The sequence below is a fragment of the Streptomyces amakusaensis genome (genome assembly GCF_039532665.1).
GTDB lineage: Bacteria > Actinomycetota > Actinomycetes > Streptomycetales > Streptomycetaceae > Streptomyces > Streptomyces amakusaensis.
Map to the genome: position 1 here is coordinate 40678 of NZ_BAAASB010000006.1, position 22634 is coordinate 63311.

The 22634-nt window shown below is 70.2% G+C and carries 20 protein-coding genes; 11 read left to right on the forward strand and 9 right to left on the reverse strand.

Annotated features, from left to right (window positions below; all coding sequences use genetic code 11):
- Window positions 1-91: 91 nt before the first annotated feature.
- The 4 genes from cydD to hisC all read right to left on the reverse strand — a co-directional run bounded on the left by cydD (window position 92) and on the right by hisC (window position 7595).
- Window positions 92-3670, reverse strand: a complete 3579-nt coding sequence (cydD, locus tag ABD371_RS12295) for a thiol reductant ABC exporter subunit CydD (RefSeq protein ID WP_344475888.1) — start codon at window positions 3668-3670, stop codon at window positions 92-94.
- Window positions 3671-3676: 6 nt separating this feature from the next.
- Window positions 3677-4678: a cytochrome d ubiquinol oxidase subunit II gene (gene cydB, locus ABD371_RS12300; RefSeq protein WP_344475891.1), complete on the reverse strand. Its 1002-nt coding sequence runs from the start codon at window positions 4676-4678 to the stop codon at window positions 3677-3679.
- A 22-nt stretch (window positions 4679-4700) separates the two neighbouring features.
- Window positions 4701-6209, reverse strand: a complete 1509-nt coding sequence (locus ABD371_RS12305) for a cytochrome ubiquinol oxidase subunit I (RefSeq protein ID WP_190121287.1) — start codon at window positions 6207-6209, stop codon at window positions 4701-4703.
- A 303-nt stretch (window positions 6210-6512) separates the two neighbouring features.
- Window positions 6513-7595 (reverse strand): histidinol-phosphate transaminase, encoded by a 1083-nt coding sequence (gene hisC, locus ABD371_RS12310; protein ID WP_344475896.1) that lies wholly within the window; start codon window positions 7593-7595, stop codon window positions 6513-6515.
- Between the two features lie 440 nt (window positions 7596-8035).
- Here hisC and ABD371_RS12315 point away from each other — a divergent pair, with 440 nt between their 5' ends.
- The 3 genes from ABD371_RS12315 (at window position 8036) to ABD371_RS12325 (ending at window position 11614) form a co-directional block, all read left to right on the forward strand.
- Window positions 8036-9148: a LacI family DNA-binding transcriptional regulator gene (locus tag ABD371_RS12315; protein ID WP_190121285.1), complete on the forward strand. Its 1113-nt coding sequence runs from the start codon at window positions 8036-8038 to the stop codon at window positions 9146-9148.
- Window positions 9149-9307: 159 nt separating this feature from the next.
- Window positions 9308-10555 (forward strand): metallophosphoesterase, encoded by a 1248-nt coding sequence (locus ABD371_RS12320; protein WP_381733785.1) that lies wholly within the window; start codon window positions 9308-9310, stop codon window positions 10553-10555.
- 156 nt (window positions 10556-10711) lie between these two features.
- Window positions 10712-11614 carry a hypothetical protein gene (locus ABD371_RS12325; protein ID WP_344475907.1) on the forward strand — a complete coding sequence of 301 codons (903 nt, stop codon included), beginning with the start codon at window positions 10712-10714 and terminating at the stop codon, window positions 11612-11614.
- Window positions 11615-11641: 27 nt separating this feature from the next.
- Here the strand turns inward: ABD371_RS12325 and thiC are convergent, their stop codons facing one another.
- Entirely contained in the window at window positions 11642-13420 is a 1779-nt protein-coding gene (gene thiC, locus ABD371_RS12330) for a phosphomethylpyrimidine synthase ThiC (protein WP_190121282.1), read from the reverse strand.
- 222 nt (window positions 13421-13642) lie between these two features.
- Here thiC and ABD371_RS12335 point away from each other — a divergent pair, with 222 nt between their 5' ends.
- Window positions 13643-15079, forward strand: a complete 1437-nt coding sequence (locus ABD371_RS12335) for a YibE/F family protein (protein ID WP_344475912.1) — start codon at window positions 13643-13645, stop codon at window positions 15077-15079.
- Between the two features lie 7 nt (window positions 15080-15086).
- Here the strand turns inward: ABD371_RS12335 and ABD371_RS12340 are convergent, their stop codons facing one another.
- The 4 genes from ABD371_RS12340 to ABD371_RS12355 form a co-directional block, all read right to left on the reverse strand.
- Complete coding sequence (locus ABD371_RS12340) at window positions 15087-15527, reverse strand: SsgA family sporulation/cell division regulator (protein WP_190121280.1); 441 nt, start codon at window positions 15525-15527, stop codon at window positions 15087-15089.
- A 120-nt stretch (window positions 15528-15647) separates the two neighbouring features.
- Window positions 15648-16433, reverse strand: a complete 786-nt coding sequence (locus ABD371_RS12345; protein WP_344475917.1) for an IclR family transcriptional regulator — start codon at window positions 16431-16433, stop codon at window positions 15648-15650.
- 209 nt (window positions 16434-16642) lie between these two features.
- Window positions 16643-16855 (reverse strand): DUF5326 family protein, encoded by a 213-nt coding sequence (locus ABD371_RS12350; RefSeq protein WP_344476538.1) that lies wholly within the window; start codon window positions 16853-16855, stop codon window positions 16643-16645.
- A gap of 200 nt (window positions 16856-17055) precedes the next feature.
- Entirely contained in the window at window positions 17056-17373 is a 318-nt protein-coding gene (locus tag ABD371_RS12355) for a cupin domain-containing protein (RefSeq protein WP_344475920.1), read from the reverse strand.
- A 51-nt stretch (window positions 17374-17424) separates the two neighbouring features.
- On the opposite strand from ABD371_RS12355, the gene ABD371_RS12360 reads away from it, so the two are divergent.
- The 7 genes from ABD371_RS12360 (at window position 17425) to ABD371_RS12390 (ending at window position 22620) form a co-directional block, all read left to right on the forward strand.
- The gene (locus ABD371_RS12360) at window positions 17425-17802 is read left to right on the forward strand and encodes a phage holin family protein (RefSeq protein ID WP_344475923.1); all 378 of its coding nucleotides are present in this window, start codon (window positions 17425-17427) and stop codon (window positions 17800-17802) included.
- Between the two features lie 6 nt (window positions 17803-17808).
- Window positions 17809-18963 (forward strand): cystathionine gamma-lyase, encoded by a 1155-nt coding sequence (locus ABD371_RS12365; protein ID WP_344475926.1) that lies wholly within the window; start codon window positions 17809-17811, stop codon window positions 18961-18963.
- Window positions 18964-19147: 184 nt separating this feature from the next.
- On the forward strand, window positions 19148-20038 hold the full coding sequence (locus ABD371_RS12370; protein WP_344475929.1) for a LysR family transcriptional regulator: 891 nt from the start codon (window positions 19148-19150) through the stop codon (window positions 20036-20038).
- A gap of 52 nt (window positions 20039-20090) precedes the next feature.
- Window positions 20091-20570 (forward strand): NUDIX domain-containing protein, encoded by a 480-nt coding sequence (locus ABD371_RS12375; RefSeq protein ID WP_344475932.1) that lies wholly within the window; start codon window positions 20091-20093, stop codon window positions 20568-20570.
- A 143-nt stretch (window positions 20571-20713) separates the two neighbouring features.
- On the forward strand, window positions 20714-21586 hold the full coding sequence (locus ABD371_RS12380; RefSeq protein ID WP_344475935.1) for a GNAT family N-acetyltransferase: 873 nt from the start codon (window positions 20714-20716) through the stop codon (window positions 21584-21586).
- A 112-nt stretch (window positions 21587-21698) separates the two neighbouring features.
- Complete coding sequence (locus tag ABD371_RS12385) at window positions 21699-22157, forward strand: MarR family winged helix-turn-helix transcriptional regulator (RefSeq protein WP_344475938.1); 459 nt, start codon at window positions 21699-21701, stop codon at window positions 22155-22157.
- Window positions 22158-22167: 10 nt separating this feature from the next.
- Complete coding sequence (locus ABD371_RS12390; RefSeq protein WP_344475941.1) at window positions 22168-22620, forward strand: GNAT family N-acetyltransferase; 453 nt, start codon at window positions 22168-22170, stop codon at window positions 22618-22620.
- The last annotated feature ends 14 nt before the right edge of the window (window positions 22621-22634 follow it).

The window sequence follows — 22634 nt, forward strand, 5'->3', positions numbered from 1 at the left end:
GAAAGTCGACTGCTGGCCACGGGGATGGCGCACCGTTGACCTACCGGTCCGGCCGCCGGAGAACGCCCGTGCCCCCGGCGGCCGGACCGGCTCAGCCGACGGGCGCCGTGAGCCGTTCCCCGAGGAGATCGGCGGCCCGCTCCCGCTCGGCCATCCGCCGCAGCGGCCCCGGCGTCCCGGTCAGCTCCGCGTAGGAGCCGCGCTGCACGATCCGGCCCTCCTCCAGTACGAGGATCTCGTCCACCGCGTCGAGTCCGTGCAGCCGGTGGGTGATCAGTACGGTGGCGCTGCCGCGTGCGGTGCGGCTCTCGGTGGCCGCGAGCAGATCGGCCGTCAGCGCGTCGGCGGTCGCGAGGTCGAGATGCTCGGCGGGCTCGTCGAGCACCAGCACCGGGAAGTCCGCGAGCAGCGCGCGGGCCAGGGCGAGACGCTGCCGCTGGCCGCCGGAGAGCTGTGCGCCGTGCTCGCCGACCAGGGTGTCGAGCCCCTCGGGCAGCTCGTCGACCCACTCCAGCAGCCGGGCGTCGGCGAGCGCCCGCCGCAGTTCGTCCTCCGTCGCCTCCGGGCGGGCGAGCCTGAGGTTCTCCCGTACGGAGCTGTCGAAGAGATGGGCGTCCTGGGCGCAGAGGCCGACGAGACCGCGGACCTCGTCGCCGTCGAGCGCCGCCGCGACCGTGCCGCCCAGGGTGTAGGAGCCCTCCCGGGCGTCCAGGAAGCGGAGCAGCACCTGGGCGAGGGTGGTCTTGCCGGAGCCGGACGTCCCGACGACGGCGACCCGGCTGCCGGCCCCGAGTGTGAGGTCCACTCCGGCGAGCGCCTCGCGTTCCGCTCCCGGGTACCGGGCCCGCAGTCCGCGCACCCGCAGCGGGAACGCGCTCGCGGGCGGGGCTGCCGGGTGCGCGGGCTCGTGCACGGGGACGGGCGCGTCGAGCACCTCGTACACCCGCTCGGCGCTCCGCTTGACCCGCTGCCGGTACTGGACGGCCAGCGGCAGCGCGTTGACCGCTTCGAAGGCGGCGAGGGGGGTGAGGACCACGACCGCGAGGAGCAGCCCTTCGAGCCGGCCGTCGGCCACCGCGCGCACTCCCGCGAGGGCGGCGAAGACGACGGTGAGTCCGCAGGCGAGGGCGGTGAGCCCGCTGCCGAGCGCGGTGGCCGCCGCCGTCCGTGAGGCGATCCGGGTCAGCCGGCGGTCGGCCTCCCGAGCGCCGTCGAGGCGGCCGGGCAGCGCTCCGGCGACGGTGAGTTCGGCCGTGCCGCGCAGCAGGTCGACCAGCCGGGTGGCGAGCGCTCCCCGGGCCGGGGCCAGCCGGCGCTCGGCGCGGCGCGCCACCGCCCCGCTGAGCAGCGGCACGAGCAGGCCCGCCGCGAGCAGGCCGAGGGCGAGCACCGCTCCGGCCTCGGGCAGCAGCCAGGCGGTGAAGCCGACGGACGCGACGCCCACGGCGGCGGCCGCGCCGACGGGCAGCAGCCAGCGGAGCCAGTAGTCCTGGAGGGCGTCCACATCCATGACGAGCCGGGAGAGGAGGTCTCCGCGCCTGCTGCGCCGGAGCCCGGCGGGGGCGATGCGCTCCAGCCGGCCGTAGACCGCGACCCTGAGTTCGGCGAGCATCCGCAGCACGGCGTCGTGGGAGACCAGCCGTTCGGCGTAGCGGAAGACGGCCCGGCCGATGCCGAAGGCGCGGGTCGCCGTCACGGCCATCATCAGATAGAGGACGGGAGGCTGTTCGGAGGCGCGGGAGATGAGATAGCCGGAGACGGCCATGAGTCCCACGGCGGATCCCAGGGCGAGGCCGCCGAGCAGCAGTCCGAGCAGGAATCGGCCCCGCTGCCTCTCGGCGGCGTTCCGCACCCGGGTGAGCGCGGGGACGGTGGTCCCGGCCGCTCCGGTGAACGCGTACCGCTTCTCTTCCTCAAGCTCGGGCTCGGGCTCGGCGAACAGGGGCAGCGGCATGGGCCGGACGTCCGGTCCGGGCGGCGCGGCGGCCGTGCGGGCGGGCTCCGGTCCCGGTTCCGGTTCGGTGCGGGCACGGCGGGTGAGGGTGACGACCCGGTCGGCCGCGGCGAGCAGGGCCGGCCGGTGGACCACCAGGAGTACGGTCCGGCCGGCCGTCAGCCGTCCGACCGCCTCGACGAGACCGGCCTCGGTCTCCCCGTCCAGTGCGGCCGTCGGCTCGTCGAGCAGCAGCAGCGGGCGGTCCGCGAGGAAGGCCCTGGCCAGCGCGAGCCGCTGGCGCTGGCCGGCGGAGAGCCCCGCGCCGTCCTCGCCGAGCGTGGTGTCCGCGCCCCGGGGGAGCGCGGTGACGAAGTCGTACGCCCCGGCTTCCCGGAGTGCGTTCCGCACGGCTTCGTCGTCGGCGTCGGGGCGGGCCAGCCGTACGTTCTCGGCGATCGTCCCGGCGAACAGATACGGCCGCTGGGGCACCCAGGCGATCTGCTCGCGCCAGTGGTGGAGATCGAGGTCGGCGAGGTCGGTCCCGCCGATCCGCACCCGGCCCCCGGCCGGTTCGGTGAAGCCGAGGACCACGTCGAGCAGGGTGGACTTGCCGACTCCGCTCGGGCCGACCAGGGCGACGGTCTCGCCCGGCTCCACGGTCAGCGAGGCGGCGTCCAGCGAGGGTTCGCCGCGTCCGGGGTGGCGGACGGTGACCGAGTCGAGTTCCAGGCGCGGCTGGAAGGGGGCCTCACGGGTGCCGCCCTCGCGCGGCTTCGTCTCCAGGACGGTGAAGATCTCCTCGGCGGCCGAGAGCCCTTCGGCGGCCGCGTGGTACTGCGTGCCCACCATCCGGATGGGCAGATACGCCTCGGGGGCCAGGATCAGGATGACCAGACCGGTGTAGAGGTCCATGTCGCCGTGGACCAGCCGCATGCCGATGGTGACGGCCACCAGGGCGACGGAGAGGGTGGAGAGGAGTTCCAGGGCGAAGGAGGAGATGAAGGCGATCCGCAGCGTGCGCATGGTGGCCCGCCGGTACTCCGAGGTGATGGAGCGGATCGAGTCGGCCTGGGCCTTGGCCCGGCCGAAGACCTTGAGGGTGGGCAGTCCGGAGACGACGTCCAGGAAGTGTCCCGAGAGCCGGGAGAGCAGCCGCCACTGGCGGTCCATCCGGTTCTGGGTGGCCCAGCCGATGAGCACCATGAAGACGGGGATCAGCGGCAGGGTGACCACGATGATGGCGGCCGAGACCCAGTCCTCGGTGACGATCCGGGCGAGCACCGCCACCGGCACCACCACCGCGAGGCCCAGCTGCGGCAGATAGCGCGAGAAGTAGTCGTCCAGGGCGTCGATGCCACGGGTGGCGAGCGCGACCAGCGATCCGGTCCGCTGCCGGCTCAGGTACCCCGGGCCGAGTTCCACGGCACGGGCCAGCAGCCGTTCCCTCAGCTCGGACTTGACGGCCGCGCCGGCCCGGTGGGCGGCGAGTTCGGTGAGCCAGGAGACCGCCGCCCGGCCGACCGCGACCGCCGCCAGCAGTATCAGCGGGGTCGTCAGCTCGGAGGCGGTGAGGTCCTTCTCGAAGGCCCCCACCACCGTTTCGGCGATGAGCATCGCCTGGGCGACGACCAGCGCCGCCCCGAGGAGCCCGAGCAGCACCACCGCGAGCAGGAAGCCACGGGTGGCCCGGGCGTACCGGAGCAGACGCGGGTCGATCGGTTTCACGTGAAACATCCCCTGCTAGTGGGCGTCGGCGATGTGCTGGGTGCCGATCCGCTTGCGGAAGACCCAGTACGTCCAGCCCTGGTAGAGCAGCACGACCGGGGTGGCGATACCGGCGCACCAGGTCATGATCTTGAGTGTGTACGGGGTGGACGAGGCGTTGGTGACCGTGAGGTTCCAGGCGTCGTTGAGCGAGGACGGCATGACGTTCGGGAAGAGCGTCAGGAAGAGCATCGAGACGGCGGCCACGATGGTCACCCCGGAGAGGGCGAAGGACCAGCCCTCGCGCCCCGCCTGGTTCGCGATGATCGCCGCCACGAGTGCCGCCACCGCGACGGCCATCGCGATGAGGCTGGCGCCGTCGCCGCGCGTGGCCTGGGTCCAGAGCAGGAAGCCGAGCGCCAGGACGGCGGTGAGGAGTCCCAGCTTCAGGGCCAGCGCGCGGGCCCGGACGCGGATGTCCCCCACCGTCTTCAGCGCGACGAAGACCGTGCCGTGGAAGGTGAAGAGCGTCAGCGTGACCAGTCCGCCGAGGAGCGAGTAGGCGTTGAGGAGGTCGAGGACATTGCCGACGTACTCCTTCTGCGCGTCGATCTTCACGCCCCGGACGATGTTGCCGAAGGCCACTCCCCAGAGGAAGGCCGGCAGCAGCGAGGTCCAGAAGATCGCGTGCTCCCAGTTGGTCTGCCATCTGTCGTCGGGGCGCTTGTGGCGGTACTCGAAGGAGACTCCGCGCACGATCAGACAGAAGAGGATGAGCAGCAGCGGGAGGTAGAAGCCGGAGAAGAGGGTGGCGTACCAGTCGGGGAAGGCCGCGAAGGTCGCACCGCCCGCGGAGAGCAGCCACACCTCGTTGCCGTCCCAGACGGGCCCGATGGTGTTGATCAGTACCCGCCGTTCCTTCCGGTTCCGGGCGAGCAGTTTGGTCAGGACGCCCACCCCGAAGTCAAAGCCTTCGAGGAAGAAATAGCCGATCCACAGGACGGCGATCAGGACGAACCAGACGTCGTGGAGTTCCATGACTCAGCAGCTCCTCAGGGCCTCAGTACGAGAAGGCCATCGGGCGGTCGGCGTCACGGTCGTCGCCGCCGATCTTGGTGGGCGGGTTGAGGTCTGCCTCGGTCAGCTCGGGCGGCCCCGCCTTCGCGTACTTGACCATCAGCTTGAACTCGATCACGGCGAGCACCGCGTAGAGCGTGGTGAAGATGATCATCGAGGTGAGGACCTCGCCCTGGGAGACCCCGGGGGAGACCGCGTCCTTGGTGCGGAGCACTCCGTACACGACCCAGGGCTGACGGCCCATCTCGGTGAAGATCCAGCCCCAGGAGGTGGCGATCAGCGGGAAGGTCATGGTCCACAGCGCGACGATCCAGTACCACCTGGAGAAGCGGGGTCCCAGCGGCTGCTTGCGGAAGAGCACCAGATGCGGCACCTCGTCCTCGCCGGTCCGCAGGGCCTGGGGCAGCAGGAACCTCTTGCGGGTGAGCCAAAGGCCGAGGACTCCGACGGCGACGGAGGCCATGCCGAAGCCGATCATCCAGCGGAAGCCCCAGTAGGCGACTGGGATATTGGGCCGGTAGTCGCCGGGGCCGTACTTCTCCTGCTCGGCCTTGTTGACGTCGTTGATGCCCGGGACGTACGACTCGAAGTCACCCTTGGCCAGGAAGGACAGCAGGCCCGGGATCTCTATGGCGACCTTGTTGTGGCCCTCGTCGACATCGCCGTAGGCGAAGATCGAGAAGGGGGCCGGGGCCTCGCCGTCCCACAGCGCCTCGGCGGCGGCCATCTTCATCGGCTGCTGCCGGTACATGACCTTGCCGAGCACATCGCCGCTGATGGCGGTGAAGAGTCCGGCCGTGATCAGGGTGACCAGGCCGAGCCGCAGCGAGGTGCGCATCACCGGGATGTGCTTCTTGCGCGCCAGGTGGTAGGCGGCGATGCCGACCATGAACGCGCCGCCGACGAGGAAGGCCGCGGTGATGGTGTGGAAGAACTGGGAGAGCGCGGTGTCCTGGGTGAGGACCTTCCAGAAGTCGGTCAGCTCGGCCCGGCCGCGTTCCTCGTTGATGCGGTATCCGACGGGGTGCTGCATCCAGGAGTTGGCCGCCAGGATGAAGTAGGCGGACAGGATGGTGCCGATGGAGACCATCCAGATGCAGGCCAGATGGATCCGCTTCGGCAGCTTGTCCCAGCCGAAGATCCACAGCCCGATGAAGGTCGACTCGAAGAAGAACGCGATCAGCGCTTCGAAGGCGAGCGGGGCCCCGAAGATGTCGCCGACGAACCGGGAGTAGTCGGACCAGTTCATACCGAACTGGAACTCCTGCACAATTCCCGTGACAACGCCCATGGCGATGTTGATCAGGAAGAGCTTGCCCCAGAACTTGGTGGCCTTGAGGTACTTCTGCTTCTCCGTGCGGACCCAGGCGGTCTGGAGCCCCGCCGTGAGGGCGGCGAGGGAGATCGTGAGGGGGACGAAGAGGAAGTGGTAGACGGTGGTGATGCCGAACTGCCAGCGCGCCAAGGTTTCCGGCGCCAAAGCCAAGTCCACGTCGTCATCTCCTTACATCGACGAGGTCGATCGGCAGTTTGCCTGAATAATCCCAGCGATCGCGGGATGAACAGGACACGCTTGTGAACGCGTTCACATTCACAAGCAATTATGGCTCATACGAAAACCACACCTATGACCGGGGGGTGCCCTTCGGGCGGATCCGGGTGGATCGGGGCCGGAGGCCGGCGATCTCCCCCGTGGCGGCACAGCGCGCAGGGCCCGGACCTGAGTACGGTCCGGGCCCTGCGCGAAGAGAAGAGGCCGCCCCCGTGACGCCGGGGCGCGAGCGGCGCCGAGGCGCTACTGGATCTTGGCGCGGAAGGCTTCGGCGGTGCGCAGGAAGAGGTCGTTGGCCTCCTCCTCGCCGATGGTGATCCGCACGCCCTCCCCCGGGAACGGCCGGACCGTCACCCCGGCCGCCTCACAGGCAGCCGCGAAGTCGGCCGTCCGCCCGCCCAGCCGGAGCCAGACGAAGTTCGCCTGGGTCTCGGGCACGGTCCAGCCCTGCTTGACCAGGCCCTCGTACACCCGGCCCCGCTCGGCGACCAGCGAGCCGACCCGGCCCAGCAGCTCGTCCTCGGCCCGCAGCGAGGCGACCGCCGCGTCCTGCGCGAGCTGGGACACCCCGAAGGGCACCGCGGTCTTGCGCAGCGCGGCGGCCACCGGCTCGTGCGCGACCGCGAAGCCGACCCTCAGCCCCGCCAGCCCGTACGCCTTGGAGAAGGTGCGGAGCACGGCCACATTGGGGCGGTCCCGGTAGATCGCCACACCGTCCGGCACCTCGGGGTCGCGGATGAACTCCCGGTACGCCTCGTCCAGCACCACGAGCACGTCGGAGGGCACCCGGTCGAGGAACCGCTCCAGCTCGGCCCGGCGCACCACGGTGCCGGTGGGGTTGTTGGGGTTGCAGACGAAGATCAGCCGGGTCCGGTCGGTGATCGCGCCGGCCATCGCGTCGAGATCGTGCACATCGCCCGGGGTCAGCGGCACCTCCACCGGCCGGGCGCCGCTGATCCGGGTGATGATCGGGTACGCCTCGAAGGAGCGCCAGGCGTACACGACCTCGTCGCCCGGGCCGGAGGTGGCCTGCACCAGCGACTGGGCGACGCCCACCGAACCCGTGCCGGTGGCCAGATGCTCCAGGGGCACGTCGAAACGGTTCGCCAGCTCATTCACCAGACCGGTACAGGCCAGGTCCGGATAGCGGTTGAAGGAGCCGGCCGCGGCGATCGCGCTCTCCATCACCCCGGGCAGCGGCGGATAGGGGTTCTCGTTGGACGACAGCTTGTACGCGACCGTGCCGCCGGCGGCTGCGGGCCTGCCCGGCTTGTAGGTGGGGATGCCGTCCAGCTCGGCTCGCAGCTTGGGGCTCGTCTCGCTCACCGCAGGTCCTCCTCGACCGTCCGTGCACCACGGAACCAGTACTTCTGATCAGCACATCGAATCAGCACACATCGCATCGGTTCAATGGAACCGGCGCACCGCGGGAGCGCCCCGGGACCATTACTACTCACCTTATGAGGATTCCCGCGAAGTGCGTACGGGTGGATCCGGAAAGGATGGGGGAGCGCTCGAATCCATGGCGCGCGCCGGTGGCTCACTCCGTGGCGCGCATCCCCCGTAGAGGTGAGTTGAGACCTCTTCGAAACATCGATCAATCGGTCGACCGGGGTGCCAAGACACCCTATTCATTAGAGATGTAACGATCAACTCCTTTAAATTGCAAGGCAGTTGATGGGTTATGATCATGCAGAAACGTGCCTGTCAACGAGTGCATATGCGACCGGCCCAATCGTCCGCGCGAGCCCTACTATCGGCTCGCCATGACAGCAGCAGGGAAGCACCAGGTGAGCCGGACGGACACATCCCGCCGGGGCAGCCGGCAAGGTCGGGCGGGCATCCGAGACGTCGCCGCCGCAGCCGGTGTCTCCATCACGACTGTCTCCGACGCGCTCAACGGGAAGGGCCGGCTCCCGGACGCCACTCGCCGGCATGTCCGCGAGGTCGCCGAGCGGCTGGGCTATCGCCCGTCCGCCGCGGCCCGCACACTCCGTACCGGAAAGTCGGGGCTCATCGGCCTGACCGTGACGACGTACGGGGATGAACCTTTCACCTTCACGGAGTTCGCCTACTTCGCCGAAATGGCGAGGGCCGCGACCTCGGCCGCGCTCGCCCGCGGCTACGCGCTGGTGATCCTCCCCGCCACCTCCCGTCACGACGTCTGGTCGAATGTCGCCCTCGACGGCACGGTCGTCATCGATCCCTCCGACCACGACCCGGTCGTGACCGAACTCGTCCGGCAGGGGCTGCCCGTCGTCTCCGACGGCCGCCCGGCGGGCACCCTCCCGGTCACCGCCTGGGTCGACAACGACCACGAAGCCGCCGTACTCGATCTGCTCGACCATCTCGCCGACGCCGGGGCCCGCAGAATCGGGCTGCTCACCGGCACCACCACCGACACCTATACGCGACTCTCCACCACCGCGTATCTCCGCTGGTGCGAACGGGTGGGCCAGGACCCGGTCTATGAGTCCTACCCCGCCCACGACCCCTGCGCGGGGGCCGTGGCCGCCGACCGGCTGCTCGCCCGCCCGGACCGGCCCGACGCCGTCTACGGGCTCTTCGACCCCAACGGCACCGATCTCCTCGCCGCCGCCCGGAGGTACGGTCTGCGCGTCCCGGAGGACCTGCTGCTCGTCTGCTGCAGCGAGTCCACGGTGTACGCGGCGACCGAACCGCCCATCACCACGCTCTCGCTCAAACCGCGCAGAATCGGCACGGCCGTCGTCCAGCTCCTCATCGACGCGATCGAGGGAATCGACGAGGGGCGTCCGGTCGAGCAGGTGATACCGACCGAGCTGATCATCAGGACCTCCTCACAGCGCCGCTCGCCCCGGACCACGGTGAGCGCGCCTCGTTCTCCCGCACCCGACTAGACCCCCTTATTCAGGACGAATCAGCCGACGCATCAGGGGTACCGACGGATTCACCACCCCTGGTGCGTCACAGAGCGCGGACCTCATTCCTATGATGGGCGCACGACACCGCGGACCACCCCGACCAGGCTGGGCCGAGAGGTGAACGGCGGCGCGACGGTGGTGGAGGGGTCGATGACTCAGGGGGCCGGTCAGGGACCCGTGGTGCGGACGGCGACATTGCGCGATTTCCGCGTTCCGCCGTACGCGCAAGTACCCGTGCGGTCGCAGACGCCCGAGGGACAGGAACAGCCCCAGCCTCCCCAGGCACCGCCTCAACCTCCTCAGGCACCGCCCCAGCCCCACAGCCCCCAGCTGCCTCCGCCGCCGGAGGTGCCGCCGGTGCCATCGATCCCGCCGGTTCCCCAGACGCCCCCGCCGCCGGCCCAGCCCCCGGCACCCTCCCACTTCTCCCACCCGGGCGACGCCGTGCCGGAGGGAGAGTTCCCCGACGGCTACACCCCCACCGAGCGCGACCTGCCGGTGATCAGCCGCGGCGACGTCCCCCGGGCGCACACCGCCCCCGAGGGATCCCCGGTCCCGGACGGCCTCGGTCCGCTCTATGTCGTCGGCGATGTCCACGGATATCTGGACGAGCTGTTCGCCGCCCTCGCCGCACAGGGCCTCATCGACGCCGACGGCCGCTGGGCCGCCGGAAACGCGCGCCTCTGGTTCCTCGGCGACTTCACCGACCGGGGCCCCGACGGCATCGGCGTCATCGACCTGGTGATGCGGCTCTCCGCCGAGGCCGCCGCCGCCGGCGGCTACTGCAAGGCCCTGATGGGCAACCACGAACTCCTGCTGCTGGGGGCCAAACGGTTCTCCGACACCCCGGTCAACTCCGGGGCCGGGACCGCCACCTTCCAGGCCGCCTGGCTGCTCAACGGCGGCCAGAAGAACGACATGGACCGTCTCCAGGACGTCCACCTCCAGTGGATGGCCCGACTCGACGCGGTGGTCGAGGAGGACGGACATCTGCTGCTCCACTCCGACACCACGGCGTATCTGGAGTACGGATCGACCATCGAGGACGTCAATGAGACCGTCCACGAGATCCTCACCCGCAATGACGCCGACGAGTGCTGGGACCTCTTCCGCAAGCTGACCAAACGCTTCGCCTTCCGCGACGAGGCCGGCCCGCAGGCGGTGCGCGAGCTGCTCTCCACCTACGGCGGCAGCCGCGTCGTCCACGGCCACAGCCCCATCCCCTATCTGCTGGGAGAGGTCGGCACCGAGGACGGCGAGGACGGCGACCGTCCCGTGGTCGAAGGGCCGCATGTGTACGCGGACGGTCTGGCGATCGCCATGGACGGCGGTGTGACCATGGCCGGCAAGCTCCTGGTCGTACGGCTGCCGCTGCCCAACTGACCGAAGCCGGGCACCCTTTTACCGAAATCCCCTGTCACTGTCCGCCATCGCGGCTTTACCATCGGCTTATCCGTAGCAGTCTCTCCCCCGCCGAAGCCCGTTCGCCCGGTCGTGTCCGGGCGGGTCCGGTGCCGCGGGGAACCGGGGAACCGGGGGATGCGCATGAGAAGTGCTCCGCACCTGCTGACCGAGGACCGAGCCGAGTTCGAGCGCCTGCTCGACGAAGTGCTGCGTACCGCCCATGACCGTCCGGACCTCAGCGCCGTGGGGCAGCGGCTGAACGCCACACAGCTGCGCACCATGGCGCTCAACGCCACGGCGGTCATCGCCGGGGCCGCCGCCGCCGAGTACGAGCACTACACCCGGATCCGCGAGGAGACCCGCCCGCACCCGGCCCGCGCCGACGGCGAGGCGGCGAGCACCGGGAGGGCCGCAAGCGCCGGGAGCACCGCGAGTTCCGCGAGTTCCGCGAGCGAGGACGGCGGCGAGCCGGACCGGGAGAGCGGCGTCGGCCTCACGGCCGTGATCACCGTGCTGGCCCCGGTGCTGGCCGGGCTCGCGGCCCTGATGTTCCTGCTGATCGGCCATCTTCTGAGGATGCTCGACCCTCCCCCGGCACTGGCGACGCCGCTGATCACCACGGGCTGGGTCTTCGCCGCGCTCACGGCGGCGGCCATCCTGTTCGCCACGATGGCCCTGCTCCGTACCGCCCTGCGGAATTCCGCGACCCAGGTGGAGGCCGAGGAGATCTCGAAGGAGATCCCCGAGGAGGTCACCCGCGCCAAGGACGCCTGGCGGCACGCGCTGCTGGAGCGGGGCATCCTGCCGTTCCTGCGGGCCGCGCTGTCCGATCCCGGCATCGATCCGATGTCTCTGGAGCTGCCGAACCCCACGAGCCGGCCCCCGGCGGCCGACGGGCCGGGCGAGGGCCCACCGGCCGGGCACCGGACGGCGTTCACCAGCCCGGACCTCACCAGCCCGGACCTCACCGGCCCGGAGCCTGACCGACCCGACCTCCGAGGTCCCGAGCCCCGGAGGCCCGAGCCCCGGCCGGAGTGAGACACCGGCCGGAGGGCCCGGCCGGGCTCACTCGGCGAGCGGCAGATACACCCGGTTGCCGGCGGCGGCGAACTCCTTGGACTTCTCGTTCATGCCGTCCTCGATCTCCTGCTGCGACCCGCCGTGCTGCCGCCTGATGTCCTGGGAGATCTTCATGCTGCAGAACTTCGGGCCGCACATCGAGCAGAAGTGCGCGGTCTTCGCCGGCTCGGCCGGCAGCGTCTCGTCGTGGAACTCCCGTGCCGTGTCCGGGTCGAGGGCCAGATTGAACTGGTCCTCCCACCGGAACTCGAACCGCGCGTCGGACAGCGCGTCGTCCCACTCCTGGGCGCCCGGGTGCCCCTTGGCGAGATCGGCGGCATGAGCGGCGATCTTGTAGGTGATCACGCCCGTCTTCACATCGTCGCGGTTCGGCAGGCCCAGGTGCTCCTTGGGCGTGACGTAGCAGAGCATCGCGGTGCCCCACCAGGCGATCATTGCCGCCCCGATGCCGGAGGTGATGTGGTCGTACGCGGGGGCCACATCCGTGGTGAGCGGGCCGAGCGTGTAGAAGGGAGCCTCCTCGCAGATCTCCTGCTGGAGGTCGATGTTCTCCTTGATCTTGTGCATCGGGACATGCCCGGGGCCCTCGATCATCGTCTGCACCTGAAAACTCTTGGCGATCCGGTTGAGTTCCCCGAGCGTGTTCAACTCGGCGAACTGCGCCTCGTCGTTGGCGTCCGCGATCGAGCCGGGGCGCAGACCGTCACCGAGCGAGTAGGTCACGTCGTACGCGGCGAGGATCTCGCACAGCTCCTCGAAGTTCTCGTAGAGGAAGGACTCCTTGTGGTGCGCGAGGCACCACGCCGCCATGATCGACCCGCCGCGCGAGACGATGCCGGTCTTACGGCGCGCGGTCAGCGGAACGTACCGCAGCAGCACCCCCGCGTGGACCGTCATGTAGTCGACGCCCTGCTCGGCCTGCTCGATCACGGTGTCCTTGTAGACCTCCCAGTTCAGCTCCTCGGCCTTGCCGTCGACCTTCTCCAGCGCCTGGTAGAGCGGGACGGTGCCGATCGGAACGGGGGAGTTGCGCAGCACCCACTCACGGGTGGTGTGGATATTGCGGCCGGTCGAGAGGTCCATGACCGTGTCCGCTCCCCAGCGGGTCGCCCAGGTCATCTTCTCGACCTCCTCCTCGATGGAGGAGGTGACCGCCGAGTTGCCGATGTTGGCGTTGACCTTCACCAGGAACCGCTTGCCGATGATCATCGGCTCGATCTCCGGGTGGTTCACATTGGCCGGCAGCACCGCCCGGCCCGCCGCGATCTCCTCGCGGACGACCTCGGGGGAGACGTTCTCCCGGATGGCCACGTACTCCATCTCGGGAGTGATCTCACCGCGCCGGGCGTACGCCAGTTGGGTCACCGGGCGGCCCTCGCGCCCCCGGCGGGGCTGACGCGGACGGCCCGGGAAGACCGCGTCGAGGTTCTTGAGCCCGCCGCGCGGCGAGGTGTGCTTGATGCCGTCGTCCTCGGGGCGGACGGGGCGGCCCGTGTACTCCTCGGTGTCGCCCCGGCCGATGATCCAGTTCTCCCGCAGCGGCGCGAGGCCGCGGCGTACATCGGTCTCGATGCCGGGGTCGGTGTACGGGCCGGATGTGTCATACAGCGTCACATCCGCGCCATTGGTGAGGTGCACCTGTCGGACCGGCACCCGGAGGTCGGGGCGGGAGCCCTCGACGTATCCCTTGTGCCAGCCCGGCTTGCGCTCGCCGTGGCCGGTGGCCTGGTCGACGGCAGGCGTGCGTGCATCCTGAACGGTCATGAGACCTACTCCCTACGCCGGCATTACCCGGTAACAGGTTCGGCGGTCGACGCAGCGATTTCCGCAGCCCGCGCGCTGGCTTTGGCCAGTCGGCTCGTACGGAGTTCAGCGCCCTCTCAGCCCGGTGCTCCGAGCTCCCGCGTGTGCAAAGGTGACACCACGCTAGCGTCATTTCTGGCGTGCTGAACAGAGGCCCCCCTCCGTTCTTGCGATGATCGACCGGTGACCTCTTCGCCGCCCGACCCTCAGCACAGCCAATCGCACGGCCACTCGCACAGCCACAGCCACAGCCACAGCCACGGTCCGGCCGTTCCCGTCTCCCGGCATCTGCGCAGGGTGATCGCCGCGGTGCTGATCCCTTTCGCGACCGCCGTCGTCGTGGGGCTTCTGGTGCTCTGGCCCGGCTCGGCCCCCGGCCACGAGCGCACCGGCGTCGGCTTCGACCGGCAGACCGAGGAGGCCACGGTCACCCGGGTCGACAAGGTCGACTGCAAGGAGGTGAACGCCGCCCAGGTGCCGCCGACCGGGGACACCAGCACGCCCCAGGGGCGGGAGGCGGTCAAGGCCCGGCAGGGCGAATGCGGCAAGGCCGAGATCAAGGTCACTTCCGGGAAGAACGCGGGCCGCGTCTTCACCGAGATCGTCCAGCCCGACGCCTCACGGCAGTTGAAGCAGGGGCAGGAGGTGGTGGTGGCGTTCGCGCCCGACGCGCCCCGTGAACTCCAGTACGCGGTGATCGATGTCGACCGTACGATCCCGATGGCGCTGCTGGCCGGCATCTTCGCGCTCTCGGTGGTGCTGGTCGGGCGGATGCGCGGAGTGATGGCGCTGATCGCGCTGATCGCTTCGTTCGCCGTACTGACCCTGTTCATCCTGCCCGCGATCCTGGAGGGCTCCAATCCGCTGATCGTCGCGGTGGTCGGATCGAGCGCGATCATGCTGATCGCGCTCTACACCTGCCACGGACTGACCGCGCGGACCTCGGTGGCGGTCCTGGGCACCCTGGTCTCCCTGATGCTGATCGGGCTGCTGGGATCGGTCTTCATCGGCTGGGCGGTGCTGTCGGGGAACACCGATGACAACACCGGTCTGATTCACGGCCTCTATCCGAACATCGACATGAGCGGCCTTCTGCTGGCCAGCATCATCATCGGTTCGCTCGGCGTGCTCGACGATGTGACGGTGACCCAGACCTCCGCCGTGTGGGAACTGCGCCAGGCCGACCCCGACATGGGCCCGAAGGAGCTGTACCGCGCGGGCATCAGAATCGGCCGGGACCATATCGCCTCGGTGGTCAACACGCTGGTGCTGGCCTACGCGGGAGCCGCGCTGCCGCTGCTTCTGCTGTTCTCGATCGCGCAGAGCAGCGTGGGGACGGTGGCCAACAGCGAGGTGGTGGCGGCGGAGATCGTACGGACCCTGGTCGGATCGATCGGTCTGGTCGCCTCGGTGCCGGTGACGACCGCGCTCGCGGCGCTGGTGGTCTCCGCCGACCGGCCCGCCGGGCGCCCCGCCGGCTCCCCGGCGGCAGCTGTGGCGGGAGCCGGGGCGGGGGGCTCGACAGGGTTCTCCGCGGGATTCTCGGCGGGGGCGGAGGGCGGAGCGCGCCAGGGCGGCCGTACGGGGCTCGGGGGCAAGGGCCGCCGGCGGAAGAAGTAGAGCCGGCTCAGCCCGCGTTCTCCTCGGCCTCCACCAGGATGCCGGTGAGCGCCCGGTCGAGATCGCCCTCGCAATCGCCGTACGAGCGCTCCTTGCCGAGCGGCACCAGCCGGTCGGTGCGGTCGAGGAAGGCCATCACCGGGGCCGCGCTCACCAGGAACAGCGCCCGGTCACCGCGCACCTGGAGCCGGATGCCGAGATCGGCCGGCCCGTCGGAGCCGGTCGGCGCGATGTGGACATCGCCCTCACCCGTGGGGCCCAGCAGTCCGTCCAGCAGCAGATCGCGACTGAAGGCCCAGGTCACAGGCGCGTCCCCGGGCAGATGGAAGGTCATCCGCACGGCGTACGGATCCTCCGTCCCGTACCGCAGCTCCACCGGGATCCGGAACGAGAGCTCCTCGGAGACAAGGAAACTCATCAGGACCTCAGCCTGGACCGACTCGCGCATCGTGTACCCCGCAGTGAAGGAAGACTGCCGAAAGACTGTCGAAAACGGCCAGGAATGATCCCCATGACCCTCTTGCCGTAATCGTGCTGTATGCGCTAGAGGACTACAAGCGGTGATATTTCAGATACTGATAGAGAGGGCGAGCGCGCCCGGCAGCGCGCCCACTCCTTTGCGTAACTGTTCGACGGCGGGCAGCAGTCGGGCCTCCTGAGAGAGGGGGAGCGAGATCGCCATCGCGGCGGCGACGGCTCCGGCTCCGGCTCCGGAACCGACCGTGACCGGGACGGCGGCGCAGACCGTGCCCAGCGCGTATTCCTGGCGCTCCACGACCGGGCCCCGGCCGACGGCGTCGAGCCGCTCCAGCAGGGTGCGCCGGTCCCGTACGGAATGGGGGGTCACCGGCCGCACCGGGTGGCGGTCGAGATGATCGCCCCTGGCCCCCGGGTCGAGCCGGCTCAGCAGGCACTGCCCGATGGCGTGCGCGTGGCCGGTCTCGCGGAAGTCCGCCCACTCCTCGACCGCCGGGGCGTAGGGGGAGTCGGCACAGCCGACCAGCTCGATCTCGCCCTCGCGGTAGAACGCGAGATAGACGGGTGCGCCGATGGCGTCCCGCCAGTGCTCCAGCGTCCTGTCGAGCCCGCCGCGACGGCTCTGCGCCGACTCGCCGAGAGCGAGCCGGCCGACCGCGCCGCCGAGCAGGAAGAGGCCCTTCTCCCGGCGCAGATAGTCCTCATGGGTCAGGGTGCGCAGCAGATGGTAGGCGGTGGGGAGCGGGATGGACGTCTCCCGGGCGAGCTGTTTGGCGGGTGCGCCCTCGGGGTGGCAGGCCACGGCCTCCAGCAGCCGCAGGGCACGCTGCACCGAGCCGATCAGGGTAGGGACGGTGGCGCTCGTACCTGTGGCCAAAGGTCACCCCCGGGCATGGTGACGGGCGACCCGCCCGCCCGCGGAGGCCGCCCCCGCGTGCCCGCCGCACGGGGTCTCCGGGGAGCTCTCCCGAGCGGGATCCCGGCGGACGCGTGAGGCGGCTTGCCACTGTAACGGCCGTCCCCCCGGATGGGTCTGGGGGTCAACAGGTGTTCCCCCGGGCGGGTTAACACTTGTACCGCCAGTGGTTACCAGTCCCCTCGCGAGTTCGAGGAAGCGGTGAACTTCCGTACGACGAAGACGAGTCCGGCGACCAGCGCGACCAGGAGGAGCACCTTGAAGAGCAGGCCGATCACAAAGCCGACCACGCTGGTGATCAGTCCGCCGAAGACGACGAGGACTATGAGGGGCACGGCGACCCACTTAACCCACCACGGCATCCCGGCGAAGATCTTCTTCATGTCCATCGCGCTACCTCTTCCTCTGTGTCCGCTTGGGTCCGCTGGTATCGGCTGAGTCCCCGAGATCTCCCTCGTGTTCCCGATGCTAGGCGGGCGGCGGGGAGAACGGGGGCCCGCGAGCCCTTGCTCTCCCCTGACCGAACCCTTAGGGAGTGACGGGGGTCCTCCTCCGCTTCAAGCCGGAGCCCGGAGCGCGGGCATCAGCTTTCCGGAGGAGAGAAGACCACCATCACCCGCAGGGCCTCGGTGACGTGGTGGAACTTGTGCGGCACCCCGGCCGGCACATAGATCACGCTGCCCCTTCCGACCTGCGTCGTCTCCAGGCCGACCGTGATGGCCGCGCGACCGCTCACCACGAGGTAGACCTCGTCCTGCTGATGCGGCCGCTGGGTGTCCAGCTCCCCCGCCTCCAGCGCGTAGAGGCCGACCGACATATTCCGCTCCCGCAGGAACTGCAGATACGCGCCGTCGTTCGCGGCCCGCTCCGCCTCCAGCTCGTCCAGCCGGAAAGCCTTCATCGTGCGTCCGCCCCTGCCGTCGTTCCGATCACGTCTGTCACGATCAGACACATGTTGAATTTCCTCGTCAAGACGCTCGCCAACGCGGGTGCGCTGGCCGTGGCCATCTGGCTGGTCGGCGGCATCACCCTCAGCGGTGAGAGCACCGCCAAGAAGGCCGGCACCCTGCTGGTCGTCGCGCTGCTCTTCGGACTGGTCAACTTCCTCGTCAAGCCTCTGCTGAAGCTGCTGACGCTGCCGCTGTTCATCCTCACGCTGGGGCTGATCACGCTGGTCGTCAACGCGCTGATGCTGCTGCTGACCTCCTGGCTCGCCGACCAGCTGGACCTCTCCTTCCACGTCGACGGCTTCTGGACCGCCGTACTGGGCGGTCTGATCATCTCGGTCGTCTCCTGGGCGCTGAACGTCGCCCTGCCCGATGGGGACTGAGCGCGTATGAGCGGCACAGAACCGATGGGAGACGGCACCCGCGCGGTACGGGCGGGGCTGCCCGAGCCGGTGAAGTACGAGCCGACCCTGCCGGGTCCCGTCTTCGCGGCCCACTTCCACCTGCCGGGCGAGCCGACCGGGCCGTACACCTACGGCCGGGACTCCAATCCGACCTGGACCCATCTGGAGCGGGCGATCGGGGAGCTGGAGGCGCCCGGCGAGGCGGTCGAGACCGTGACCTTCGCCTCCGGGATGGCCGCGATCTCCGCCGTGCTCTTCTCCCAGCTGAGGTCCGGGGACACGGTGGTGCTGCCCAGCGACGGCTATCAGGCGCTGCCGCTGGTCCGGGAGCAGCTCCAGGCGTACGGCATAGCGGTCAGAACCGCGCCGACCGGCGGCGACGCCCAGCTGTCCGTGCTCGCCGGCGCACGGCTGCTGTGGATCGAGACCCCGTCCAATCCGGGGCTCGACGTCTGCGACATACGCCGGCTCGTGGCCGCGGCGCACGCCCAGGGAGCGCTGGTCGCCGTCGACAACACTCTCGCGACCCCGATGGGGCAGCGTCCGCTGGAGCTGGGCGCGGACTTCTCGGTGGCCAGCGACACCAAGGGGATGACGGGCCACGGTGACATCCTGCTCGGGCATGTGAGCTGCCGCGACGCCGAGCGGGCCGCGGAGGTGCGGCGCTGGCGCAAGATCGTCGGGGCGATTCCCGGGCCCATGGAGGCATGGCTCGCCCATCGTTCGCTCGCCACGCTTCAGCTGCGGAGCGACCGGCAGTGCGCGAACGCGCTGGCGGTCGCCCGGGCGCTCGCCCCGCGCGAGGAGGTGACCGGTCTGCGTCACCCGGGGCTGCCGACGGATCCGTCGTACGCCCTCGCCACCCGGCAGATGCGGCGGTACGGCGGCGTGGTCTCCTTCGTCCTGCCCGACCGCGGGCACGCGGAGCGGTTCCTGGACGCGCTGCGGCTGGTGGACGACGCGACGAGCTTCGGCGGAGTGCGCTCGTCGGCGGAACGGCGCGGGCGCTGGGGCGGCGACGCGGTGCCGGAGGGCTTCATCCGCTTCTCGGCGGGCGCGGAGGACACGGCCGATCTGGTGGCGGACGTCCTGCGGGCGCTGGACGAGGCGGCCGGGCGGGCGCGTCCGCGGACGCCCTGACGGACGGTCCGAGCCTCCCCCCTCGTGGCTCGGACCGTCCCGGTTCATCCCCCCGAAGAACCGCGCGACCCAGGCTAGTTGACTCTGCGTCAGTGTCCAATCACAGTAGCGACAGCGACCTATCGACTTATTTATAGTTGTTCGGTTCGTGACCACAGTCGCAGTCGCTCGGGAGGGGCTCGGAATGGATCTGGCCCTGCTGCGCACCTTCGTCACCGTGCACCGGGCGGGATCCTTCACCCGGGCAGCGGCGCTCCTCGGACTCTCCCAGCCCACCGTGACCGGCCAGATCCGCACCCTGGAACGGCAGCTGGGACGGCCGCTGTTCCTGCGCCGGGCCCGCGGCGTCACCCCGACCACCATCGGCGACGAACTGGCCCACCGGGCCGCGCCCCATCTCGACGCCCTGGTCGAGATCGCCGAGACCGGTCTCGACGAGCAGTCCGGCGTCCGGACCCTGCATCTGGCGGGCCTCCCCGAGTTCACCTCGCTGCGCGCGCTGCCCGCCCTCACCCCGCTGGTCTCCGAAGGGCTGGCGCTGCGCGCCTCCTTCGGCAACGCCGAGGAGACCCTGGAGGGGCTGGCCGCCGGACACCACGATCTGGCCATCACCACGGCCCGGCCGCGCGGCGGGCTGTTGACCGCCACCCCGCTCTGCGACGAGGAACACGTCCTGGTGGCATCCCCGCGCTGGGCGGCCCGGCTGGGGCCCGGCGTACTGCGCGAGGGCCATGTGGTGCTGGCCCAGCTGCCGGTGGTGGAGGTCCATGAGTCCCTGCCGCTCGTCTCGCGCTACTGGTCCGCCGTCTTCGACTCCCGGCCGGCCGCCGCAGGGGCCGTCATAGCCCCTGACCTGCGGGCCGTGCTGGAGAGCGCCGCCTCGGGGGCCGGGCTCGCGGTGCTGCCCCGCTATCTCTGCGAGGAGGCCCTCGAACGGGGACGGCTGGTGGCCCTCCTCGACCCCCCGGTGCCTCCGCTGCGCACCTACTTCCTCGTCGTACGCACCGGTACGCTCGCGCTTCCCCACATCGCACGGGCACACGAGTGGCTGCTGCGCGCCGCCGTCGACTGGTGACCGCACGGCCGAGGAGAGTTTCAGAACGGCCGGTACGGGCCATTTTCCAGTCATGACCGAACGTCCCGTGGTCAAGCGCACCGCCCGCGCCATCCTGCTCGATGGCGACGATCTCATCCTGATCAAGCGCACCAAGCCCGGTGTGGATCCCTACTGGCTGACGCCGGGCGGCGGGGTCGAGTCCGAGGACAACACCGTGATCGACGCCCTTCACCGAGAAGTCGACGAGGAACTCGGAGCCAAGATCACCGATGTGGTGCCCTGCTTCGTGGACACCGTCGAGCACATCGCCGGCGGCGGAGTGACCGGAGTGAAGGTGCAGCACTTCTTCGTCTGCCGGCTCGCCTCCATGGACCCCGCCCGACGGCACGGCCCGGAGATCGACGCGCCCTGTGGCGAGTACGAGATCGTACGGGTGCCCTTCAGCCGGATGGGGATCGCGGCCGTCCATCTCGTCCCGCTGTCGCTCCGGCACTATCTCGACGGCAATATCGAGGGCGTCCGGGCGATGCACGCGCCCGACCTGGGCTGACCCCGGCGAGTCCGGTCGCTGTCGATGCCGGACGGCCTCCGTTCGGACGCGATCGGACACCCCGGCGGATTGGCTCATCCGCGATGCGATCACTTCCGGGAAAGCACTGGACGAGCGATCATCGCTTCGGCCAGCCTGATGCCATGCCGACACCACTGCCCGAGCTGCCCATTCGCCGCCTCACCCTGGACGATCTCGTCTCCTGCACCGATCTCTCCGAGAACCGCGGCTGGCCGCGCGAGGAACACAAATGGGGCCTGCTGCTCACGGCGGGGACGGCGTACGGCATGGACGACCCCTCGGGCAAAGGGCTGGCCGGTTCCTGCGTGGTGACCTCGTACGGGCCCGGTCTCTCCGCCATCGGCATGGTCCTGGTCGCCGAGCACCACGCCCGGCAGGGCATCGGCCGCCGTCTGATGCGGTACGTGCTGGAGCTGGCCGGGGACACCCCGCTCACCCTGTACGCGACACCGAGCGGCCGGCCTCTCTACGAGCGGCTGGGATTCACCGTCGTGGGACGGTCCGAGATGGTCCGGGGCCGGCTCGACCCCGCAGCGGCAGCCGGAGCGGGCGCGGGAGCCGGAGCGGTGTCCACCCGGCCGGCGACCGCCGAGGACCTGTCCGCGATCGTCCGTCTGGACAGCGAGGTCTTCGGCCTGGACCGCACTCACATGATCGCGCGGCTGCCCGCCTTCGCCGACCAGATCCGGGTGGCGGAGCAGGACGGCACCCTGACCGGCTACGCGGCCGCCTGGCCGAACATGGACACCCATGTCGTCGGACCGCTGATCGCCCGGGACACCGAGACGGCGAAGTCCTTGATCAGCTCACTGGCCCCGGGCACCGACCGGCCCCTGCGCACCGACATCGACGTACGGCACGAGGAACTGCTGAGCTGGCTCCGGGGAAACGGGCTGGAGACCATCAGCTTCAACACGGTGATGAACCACGGCGTCGACGCTCTCCCCGGCGACTGGACCCGGCGCTTCGCCCCCCTCTCGGTCGCGCTCGGCTGACCTCCCGCCCGAGCCCGCGAATCCACTCACCAAAAGTTGATTGCAGGCGCGGTATTTTGCGCGTGTCCTCTACTCTGATGGCCAGCCGCCCGGGCACGGAGGAGGACATCGAATGGCCACTGCCGACCCCGCGCTCGACGCGCTCTCGCAGGGCTGGTGCGCCCTCTCACTGCTCCACGGGAAGATCGAGACCCATGTCGAACGCGCGCTGGAGAGCGAGCACGGTCTGAGCGTGCGGGAGTTCTCCCTCCTCGACGCCCTCAGCCGCCAGCACAAGGGCCCCGACGGACATCTCCAGATGAAACAGGTCGCCGAAGCCGTCGACCTGAGTCAGAGCGCCACGACCCGACTGGTCACCCGGCTGGAGGACCGCGGTCTGCTGCGCCGCCATCTCTGCACCACCGATCGCCGCGGCATCTGCACCGAGGTGACCGAGGAGGGCCGGAGCCTGCTCGCCGAGGCACGGCCCACCCATGACACCGCGCTGCGCGAGGCCTTCGACGCCGCCGCCGAGGATCCCGTACTCGCGCCCCTGGTCAGAACGGTCGAGAAGCTTCAGTCCCCCGCCTAGCCTGTAGATCATGAACGATCTGGAGATACGGCCCGCCTCGGCCGACGACCTTCCGGAGATCGTGGCCATGCTCGCGGACGATCCGCTGGGCGCTCGGCGCGAGTCTCCCCATGACCTGACCCCGTACACCGCCGCCTTCGAGCTGCTCACCCGGGATCCGCAGCAGCGTCTGGCCGTCGCGGTCCGTGAGAACCGCGTGGTCGGCACCCTTCAGCTCACTTTCGTCCCCGGGCTGTCCCGCCGGGGAGCCACCCGAGCGATCATCGAGGGCGTCCGTGTCCACGCCGATGAGCGCGGCAGCGGCCTCGGCACGGTGCTCATCGAGTGGGCCGTCGAGGAAGCCCGCCGCCAGGAGTGCCTGCTGGTGCAGCTGACCTCGGACGTCTCCCGTACGGACGCCCACCGCTTCTACGAGCGGCTGGGCTTCGAGCCGTCCCACATCGGGTTCAAGCTCCAGCTCTGACCGGGGAGTGCCGG

Coding starts and splice junctions, on each gene's coding strand:
- cydD (WP_344475888.1), bottom strand. CDS start 3,670: ATGTTTCACGTGAAACCGATCGACCCGCGTCTGCTCCGGTACGCCCGG.
- cydB (WP_344475891.1), bottom strand. CDS start 4,678: ATGGAACTCCACGACGTCTGGTTCGTCCTGATCGCCGTCCTGTGGATC.
- ABD371_RS12315 (WP_190121285.1), top strand. CDS start 8,036: ATGACAGCAGCAGGGAAGCACCAGGTGAGCCGGACGGACACATCCCGC.
- ABD371_RS12325 (WP_344475907.1), top strand. CDS start 10,712: ATGCGCATGAGAAGTGCTCCGCACCTGCTGACCGAGGACCGAGCCGAG.
- thiC (WP_190121282.1), bottom strand. CDS start 13,420: ATGACCGTTCAGGATGCACGCACGCCTGCCGTCGACCAGGCCACCGGC.
- ABD371_RS12340 (WP_190121280.1), bottom strand. CDS start 15,527: ATGCGCGAGTCGGTCCAGGCTGAGGTCCTGATGAGTTTCCTTGTCTCC.
- ABD371_RS12350 (WP_344476538.1), bottom strand. CDS start 16,855: ATGAAGAAGATCTTCGCCGGGATGCCGTGGTGGGTTAAGTGGGTCGCC.
- ABD371_RS12355 (WP_344475920.1), bottom strand. CDS start 17,373: ATGAAGGCTTTCCGGCTGGACGAGCTGGAGGCGGAGCGGGCCGCGAAC.
- ABD371_RS12360 (WP_344475923.1), top strand. CDS start 17,425: ATGTTGAATTTCCTCGTCAAGACGCTCGCCAACGCGGGTGCGCTGGCC.
- ABD371_RS12365 (WP_344475926.1), top strand. CDS start 17,809: ATGAGCGGCACAGAACCGATGGGAGACGGCACCCGCGCGGTACGGGCG.
- ABD371_RS12370 (WP_344475929.1), top strand. CDS start 19,148: ATGGATCTGGCCCTGCTGCGCACCTTCGTCACCGTGCACCGGGCGGGA.
- ABD371_RS12375 (WP_344475932.1), top strand. CDS start 20,091: ATGACCGAACGTCCCGTGGTCAAGCGCACCGCCCGCGCCATCCTGCTC.
- ABD371_RS12380 (WP_344475935.1), top strand. CDS start 20,714: ATGCCGACACCACTGCCCGAGCTGCCCATTCGCCGCCTCACCCTGGAC.
- ABD371_RS12385 (WP_344475938.1), top strand. CDS start 21,699: ATGGCCACTGCCGACCCCGCGCTCGACGCGCTCTCGCAGGGCTGGTGC.
- ABD371_RS12390 (WP_344475941.1), top strand. CDS start 22,168: ATGAACGATCTGGAGATACGGCCCGCCTCGGCCGACGACCTTCCGGAG.